The sequence below is a fragment of the Pseudomonas sp. IT-P176 genome, assembly GCF_949767245.1.
In the GTDB taxonomy this organism is placed as follows: Bacteria; Pseudomonadota; Gammaproteobacteria; order Pseudomonadales; family Pseudomonadaceae; genus Aquipseudomonas.
On record NZ_CATKPN010000047.1, the window covers coordinates 58,045 to 64,191 of the forward strand.

The 6,147-nt window shown below is 62.4% G+C and carries 5 protein-coding genes; all 5 read left to right on the plus strand.

From position 1 onward, the window contains the following. Positions 1-4: 4 nt before the first annotated feature. The 5 genes from ACM6IP_RS14465 to ACM6IP_RS14485 all read left to right on the plus strand — a co-directional run bounded on the left by ACM6IP_RS14465 (position 5) and on the right by ACM6IP_RS14485 (position 5,804). On the plus strand, positions 5-277 hold the full coding sequence (locus tag ACM6IP_RS14465) for a DUF2934 domain-containing protein (protein ID WP_095170502.1): 273 nt from the start codon (positions 5-7) through the stop codon (positions 275-277). A 120-nt stretch (positions 278-397) separates the two neighbouring features. Continuing rightward, positions 398-2,560 carry a glycogen debranching protein GlgX gene (gene glgX, locus ACM6IP_RS14470; protein WP_414861714.1) on the plus strand — a complete coding sequence of 721 codons (2,163 nt, stop codon included), beginning with the start codon at positions 398-400 and terminating at the stop codon, positions 2,558-2,560. A 204-nt stretch (positions 2,561-2,764) separates the two neighbouring features. Beyond that, the gene (locus ACM6IP_RS14475) at positions 2,765-3,523 is read left to right on the plus strand and encodes a PIG-L deacetylase family protein (protein WP_401129363.1); all 759 of its coding nucleotides are present in this window, start codon (positions 2,765-2,767) and stop codon (positions 3,521-3,523) included. A 101-nt stretch (positions 3,524-3,624) separates the two neighbouring features. Further along, the gene (locus ACM6IP_RS14480; protein WP_095170507.1) at positions 3,625-4,425 is read left to right on the plus strand and encodes an endonuclease/exonuclease/phosphatase family protein; all 801 of its coding nucleotides are present in this window, start codon (positions 3,625-3,627) and stop codon (positions 4,423-4,425) included. A gap of 314 nt (positions 4,426-4,739) precedes the next feature. After that, a complete protein-coding gene (locus ACM6IP_RS14485; protein WP_414861715.1) occupies positions 4,740-5,804 on the plus strand; it encodes an autotransporter domain-containing protein in 1,065 nt (354 codons plus the stop codon). Positions 5,805-6,147 lie beyond the last annotated feature (343 nt).

The window sequence follows — 6,147 nt, forward strand, 5'->3', positions numbered from 1 at the left end:
TGCGATGAGTACCGATGACAAACGCGTTCGTGAATTTGCCTATCAGATCTGGGAGTCCGAGGGTAAACCCGAAGGACAGGAAGCCCGCCATTGGGAGATGGCCCGCAAGCTGGCGGAAGCCGAAGCCCTGGCCCCGGCCAAGCCGGTAAAGGCGACAAAAGCCAAGGCCGCACCCGCGACGAAGGCCAAGGCTGGTGCCGCCCAGGTCGTCACCCCACCAGGGGAAAAAAGCGCCGCCACGAAAAAGCCCCGCGCCCCACGCAAACCGGCCAGTTGACCCACAACCGCCCCGCGGCCCGTGCCAACTGCCGACCTGTGCAAACGACCCGTAGCAGCTGCTACGACGTCCACGTCGACAACCTCAGGCCGATGCCGGTAATGCGCTACAGGAGTTTTTATGACCACGCCCGATAACACCGCAACACAAGCCCAAGGCGCGCAAGCCTCGCGGATCCGTGAAGGCCTGCCCTTCCCGCTGGGTGCGACCTGGGATGGTCTGGGGGTCAACTTCGCGATCTTCTCGGCAAACGCGACCAAGGTCGAGCTGTGCATTTTCGACGATGCCGGGGAAGTCGAACTGGAACGCATCGAACTGCCCGAGTACACCGACGAGATCTTTCACGGTTACCTGCCCGATGCCCATCCGGGGCTGATCTATGGCTATCGCGTGTATGGCCCGTACGACCCGCAGAACGGTCATCGCTTCAACCATCACAAACTGTTGATCGACCCCTACGCCAAGCAACTGGTCGGCGAGCTGAAATGGTCCGAAGCGCTGTTTGGCTACACCATCGGCCACCCGGACGCCGACCTCAGTTTCGACGAACGCGACAGTGCACCATTCGTGCCCAAGTGCAAGGTGATCGACCCGGCGCACACCTGGGGCCACGACCACCGGGTCAGTGTGCCCTGGGACAAAACGATCATTTATGAGACTCACGTGCGCGGCATCAGCATGCGCCACCCAGCGGTTCCGGAGGCGGTGCGCGGCACCTTCGCCGGACTGATGGTCGATGACCTGCTGGACCATATCCGCAAGCTCGGGGTGTCGTCGGTGGAACTGCTGCCGATCCATGCCTTCGTCAACGACCAGCACCTGCTGCATAAAGGCATGACCAACTACTGGGGCTATAACAGCATTGCCTTTTTTGCTCCCGACCCACGCTACCTGGCCAGCGGCAAGATCGCCGAGTTCAAGGAGATGGTCGCGCACCTGCACGAAGCCAATCTGGAGGTGATTCTCGACGTGGTCTACAACCACACCGCAGAAGGTAACGAACAGGGACCGACCCTGTCCATGCGCGGCATCGACAACGCCTCCTACTACCGCCTGATGCCGGACGACAAACGTTTCTACATCAACGATTCAGGGACCGGCAACACCCTCGACCTGAGCCACCCTTGCGTGCTGCAGATGGTCACCGACTCCCTGCGCTACTGGGCCACGGAGATGCACGTCGACGGTTTCCGCTTCGACCTGGCAACCATCCTCGGCCGTTACCACGATGGTTTCGACGAGCGCCACAGCTTCCTCGTGGCCTGCCGCCAGGACCCGGTGCTGCGCCAGGTCAAGCTGATCGCCGAACCCTGGGACTGCGGCCCCGGGGGTTACCAGGTCGGTGGCTTCCCACCAGGCTGGGTGGAATGGAACGATCGTTTTCGCGACACCGTCCGTGCGTTCTGGAAAGGTGACGACGGCCAATTGGCCGACTTCGCCGGACGCATGACCGCCTCCGGCGAAATGTTCAACCAGCGCGGGCGCCGGCCGTACGCCTCGGTGAACTTCATCACCGCCCACGACGGTTTCACCCTTAACGACCTGGTGTCCTACAACGACAAACACAACGAGGCCAACGACGAAGACAACCAGGACGGCAGCAACAACAACCTGTCATGGAACCATGGCGTCGAAGGCCCGAGCGACGATCCCGAGATCAACGAGCTGCGCCAACGGCAGATGCGCAATTTCTTCGCCACCCTGTTGTTGGCCCAGGGCACACCGATGCTGGTGGCCGGCGACGAATTCGCCCGGACCCAGCACGGCAACAACAACGCCTACTGCCAGGACAGCGAGATCGGCTGGATCAACTGGGACCTGAGTGAAGACGGCAAGGCCTTGCTCAAGTTCGTCAAGCGCCTGATCAAACTGCGCCTGGCCTACCCAATCCTGCGCCGCGGGCGATTCCTGGTGGGCAGCTACAACGAAGATATCGGGGTCAAGGACGTCACCTGGCTGGCCCCGGATGGCAGCGAGATGAGCACCGAACAGTGGGAAGACGGGCATGGCCGCTGCCTGGGCATGTTGCTCGACGGTCGCGCCCAGGAAACCGGAATCCGCCGCAAGGGCGCCGATGCGACCTTGCTGCTGGTGGTCAACGCGCACCATGACATCGTCAATTTCTGCCTGCCGGCGGTGCCGGACGGTGGCTTCTGGACCTGCATGATCGACACCAACCAACCCTCGATCCGCGGCCAGGAGCGCTTCGAATTCGAGCACCAGTATTCAGTCACCGGCCGCTCGCTGCTGTTGTTCGAATTGCAGCATCAAGATGAGGACTGAGTGGGTCCCCCAGGCCAATCACAAAAAAACGTCTGGGGGACCGCCCGACGCAGGCGAAACCCGGAACCATGGGCAATACTTTGCCCGCTGCCCTTGAGTATCTGCCACACGGTGCCCCGCGAACTTCGGCGGCCCAGGACACTCAGCCTGTCGGTCAGGCGTCTGGAGACGACCGACAGCTCACCCGTACAAGGACGTATCAATATGAAAAGTACCTCGATCCTCGACGGCCACCTGCCCGCGCAAATCTGGAATGGCGCCCGCCAACTGGACAACCTGCCGGTCATCAACACTCAGTCGATCATCCCGGCCGGCGCCCGAGCCGTGGTGATCGCACCCCACCCAGGTGATGAAGTGGTGACCTGCGGCGGCCTGCTGCAATTGTTCGCCAGCCTGGGGCATCCCCTGCAACTGATCTCCGTCACCGACGGCAGCGCCAGCTACCCGGGTTCGCAACTGTGGCCGGAGAGACGCCTGAGCGTATTTCGCCCCCAGGAAAGTGTCGATGCCCTGCGCAGGCTTGGGCTGCCCATGCATAGCCTGAAGTGGATTCGTGGCGGTTTCGCCGACACGGCACTGGCCGAGCGCGAGACGCAGTTGGCACATTTCATTGCCCGCTACCTGCGCCCTGAGGATGTGCTGTTCAGCACCTGGCGCGAAGACGGCGACGTCGACCATGACACCGTCGGGCGCGCCAGTGCCAAGGCCGCCCAGATGGTCGGTGCCCGCCTGTGCGAACTGCCTTTCTGGGCCTGGCATTGGCCGGTGCGCGACCAAGGGCAGATCCCCTGGCACCGCGCACACAAGGTGCGTCTGGACAGCTGGACGATCGCGCGCAAGCGCCATGCCATCCACGCCTATGCCAGCCAACTGGATGGCGACCCGCAAATGGGCATCGCACCGCTGTTGCCCAAGGTGGTCCTGGAGCGTTTGCGCCAACCCTATGAGATTGTTTTTGTGTAAGGCCGCCCCGCGCAGATGTCGACGATCGGCGGCGAAACACTGAACTGGCGGCCGCAACATCAGTCGCATGGATAACCCGTCGCGACTTTCCAGGAGTGCATGTGAACCCCGACCCAGAACGTCAACCCGGCTCCGTCCCCCCGCAGGACGCACCCCAGGCCGTACATCGGCTCAGGGTGCTGACCGTCAACACCCACAAAGGTTTTACCGCTCTCAACCGGCGTTTCATCCTGCCCGAGTTGCGCGAGGCCGTGCGCAGTACATCGGCCGACCTGGTGTTTCTCCAGGAGGTATTGGGCGAGCATGATCGCCACGCCTCGCGCCACAGTAACTGGCCGTCGATGTCACAGTACGAGTTCCTCGCCGACAGCATGTGGAGCGACTTCGCCTACGGGCGCAATGCGGTGTACCCCGACGGCCACCACGGCAACGCGCTGCTGTCCAAGTACCCGATCCGCCACCACCGCAATCTGGACGTATCGATCACCGGCCCCGAACGCCGGGGTTTGCTGCATTGCGTGCTGGATGTACCGGGCCATGCCGAGGTCCACGCTATCTGCGTGCACCTGAGCCTGCTGGAAAGCCATCGTCAACTGCAACTGGCGCTGCTCTGCCAGTTGATCGAGTCGCTGCCCGAAGACGCTCCGGTGATCATCGCCGGCGACTTCAATGACTGGCAGTTGCAGGGCAACCTGACCCTCGCTCGGCGCGATGACTTGCATGAGGCCTTCGAACGCCATCACGGCCGCCCGGCCAAAACCTATCCGGCACGTTTCCCGCTGTTGCGCCTGGACCGCGTATACCTGCGCAACGCCAGCAGCCACGCCCCAAGAATCCTCGGCAACAAACCCTGGAGCCATCTTTCCGACCACTTGCCGCTAGCGGTCGAGGTGCATCTGTGATCCGGCGAAAAGCGTAACGCAGAGCCGTCCCCGGATGATTTTCCAGTGAAACAACAGCTTATAGACTCGTCAATTTTCAGTCAGTTGCGACGCCTAAATTAGCCATACCGCTCATCGTTCAATTTCTTGACGCAGGGCTCTGGGTCTTCTTAGCTAATCCTTACTACCCCCGGAAGTAACTCCTGGGGCAGGCCGCAAGCTCCCGTTCCAGCGGGCCGCCAAGGCTTGCCCCAACGAAATCGGTCGCCCCTCATTCGGGGTAGGAGAGACGCCAAGACCAGATATGGCATGCGTATGCAGCAAGGTAGACCTCCATGAACACCTCCCTTATCCAGCACGAGATAACCGTTACCCTGTACACCCTGTCGACTTCGCTGCTGCTGTGTACGTCCATGGAGGTTGTGGCATCGTCTGCCGAAGAGGAGGCGATCCCCTGGTTTCGCCAGGACGTACCGACCTTCGCCTTCCCTGCCCCGCCCATCCCTGAGCCCGGCCAGTTCATGCGCCAGCCCGGGCTCGACAACCATCTGTTGAGCATCGAACAGGCCGCCCCTTCGGCATGGCAACAGGTCTACGGCCACGCCGCCACCCAGGCCGAGCAGGATGTCCTCAACTCACAGTTCTCCACGATAGGTACGGCGCTAGCCAAGGGGCCGGCACTGGTGACCGTGCACGGCAATGGCGGCAGTACCCAACGGGTGGGCCTGCTGGGAGGGAGCAACCAGATCCAGGGGAACAGCAATGGCATGCTGGTCGGTCCGGCCCTGGGCAACCTCGGCACCGACAGCCTGAACGTCCAGGGCGACAGCCTCGGTGCCTACTGGAGCTTGACCGGTGCCAACGGCTGGCACGTCGACTTGAGTGCCAGTGGCGGCCGGGTCAGCGGTTTCAGCCGTAACGCCCAGGGCGAACGCCAAGCCACCGAAGGCAGCGCGGTGACCCTGTCGGTGGAAGGGGGCTTTCCCATCGGGATCAGCAAGAACTGGGTGATCGAACCCCAGGCGCAGTTGATCAACCAGCGCATCTCCCTGGACACGCCCTACGCCAACGGCAACGCCCAAGCCAATGAACTGAACAGCTGGAGTGGCCGTGTCGGGGCGCGCTTGAAAGGGAGCTACGACATCAATGGCCTGCCGGTCGAACCCTATGTACGCACTAACCTGTGGCACCGGATCAACACCAGCGACACGGTGACCCTGGACCAGGTCGACAAGATCAGCAGCAGCCGCTACTCCTCCACCGTCGAACTGGGCCTGGGCCTCGTCGCCAGGGTCAGCCCCAGCGTCAGCCTCTACGTCAGTGCCGACTACAGCAGCGACGTCGACGACAACGACCTCAACGGCCTGATCGGCAGCCTTGGCGTGCGGATGCGCTGGTGAGTTGCCCGCGATAGCGGTGGGTCCGCCGCCATCCAGGTTGGATGTGCCGGCCCCATCGCGGCATAGGTATCTACACAACTGTGGTGCGACGTTGCACCTGTGGGCCTCTGGGGTGTTGGATTAGGTCGAGTACATATCCATTTCTTCGGTAACGGCCTCCTATGGTTCCGCCTGACGGCGGCTCACTTTTGAACAGCGCAAAAGTAAGCAAAACGCTCTACCCCACCACTCGGTGCCTCGCTTAGGCTCGGCATGCCCGTACTCCGACATTGATTTGGGGGGGCGCCGCAATGGGCCCTCCCTGGCCCAGTGCGGCTAAACCGGCGTCCTGCCGGTTTACCCC